We start from the raw sequence: 1,279 nt of genomic DNA on the forward strand, positions 1-1,279 counted from the left end.
CGTACATCAGGTTGTTTCCAGGACTCGGCCGAGGCTTCGTCGATGGCTTGCTGAATCGCCTTTTTGCGGTGTTCTTCGGCGCGGCGGCTGAAGAACCACACCAGGAAGGTCACCAGCGACACCGCCAGCAGAATCAGGCTGGCCACGGCGTTGATCTCGGGTTTGACCCCCAGACGTACCGCCGAGAACACTTCCATCGGCAAGGTGGTGGAACCCGGCCCGGACACGAAACTGGCCAGTACCAGGTCATCCAGGGACAGGGCGAACGACATCATGGCGCCCGCCGCCAGTGACGGCGCGATCATCGGGATGGTGATCAAAAAGAACACTTTCCACGGCTTGGCGCCCAGGTCCATGGCCGCTTCTTCGATCGACAGGTCCAGCTCGCGCAAACGCGACGACACCACCACGGCCACATAGGCCGAACAGAACGTGGTGTGGGCGATCCAGATGGTGACGATCCCGCGTTCCTGGGGCCAGCCGATCATTTGCGCCATGGCCACGAACAGCAGCAACAGCGACAGACCGGTGATTACCTCAGGCATCACCAGCGGTGCAGTTACCAGGCCGCCGAACAGCGTGCGGCCCTTGAAGTGGCTGATGCGGGTCAGCACGAATGCTGCCAGGGTCCCCAGCGCCACCGCTGCAATCGCCGTGTACAGGGCGATTTCCAGCGAGCGCATCACCGAGCCCATCAGTTGCGTGTTGTCCAGCAGGCCCGCGTACCACTTCAACGACCAGCCGCCCCACACCGTCACCAGCTTGGAAGCGTTGAACGAGTAGATCACCAGAATCAGCATCGGCAGGTAGATGAACAACAAGCCTGCGACCAGCATAAAGCTGGAAAAACGTAAGCGATTCATATCTTGCCCTCCAGTTCTTTAGCCTGGCTGCGGTTGAACAGGATGATTGGCACGATCAGGATCGCCAGCATTACCACGGCAAGCGCAGAGGCTACCGGCCAGTCACGGTTGTTGAAGAACTCTTGCCACAGCACTTTACCGATCATCAGGGTTTCCGGGCCGCCCAGCAGTTCCGGGATCACGAACTCGCCCACCACCGGGATAAACACCAGCATGCAGCCGGCGATGATGCCGTTCTTGGACAGCGGAACGGTGATTTTCCAGAAGCTGTTGAAGGTGCTCGAGCCCAGGTCGGACGCGGCTTCCAGCAGGCTGTGGTCGTGTTTCACCAGGTTGGCGTACAGCGGCAGGATCATGAACGGCAGGTACGAATAGACGATGCCGATATACACCGCGATGTTGGTGTTGAGGATCTG

General features: G+C 59.7%; 2 protein-coding genes. Both read right to left on the reverse strand.

Going from position 1 to position 1,279, the window contains the following annotated elements; genetic code table 11:
• The coding region (locus tag JQ845_RS22725) for an ABC transporter permease subunit (RefSeq protein WP_203009501.1) at nucleotides 1–863 on the reverse strand (863 nt) is incomplete at its 3' end.
• Nucleotides 860–1,279 (reverse strand): ABC transporter permease subunit (locus JQ845_RS22730; RefSeq protein ID WP_203009502.1); only part of this gene is annotated, 420 nt, incomplete at its 5' end. The genes JQ845_RS22730 and JQ845_RS22725, both read right to left, overlap by 4 nt.

It is taken from the genome of Pseudomonas paraversuta (assembly GCF_904063065.1).
GTDB lineage: Bacteria > Pseudomonadota > Gammaproteobacteria > Pseudomonadales > Pseudomonadaceae > Aquipseudomonas > Aquipseudomonas paraversuta.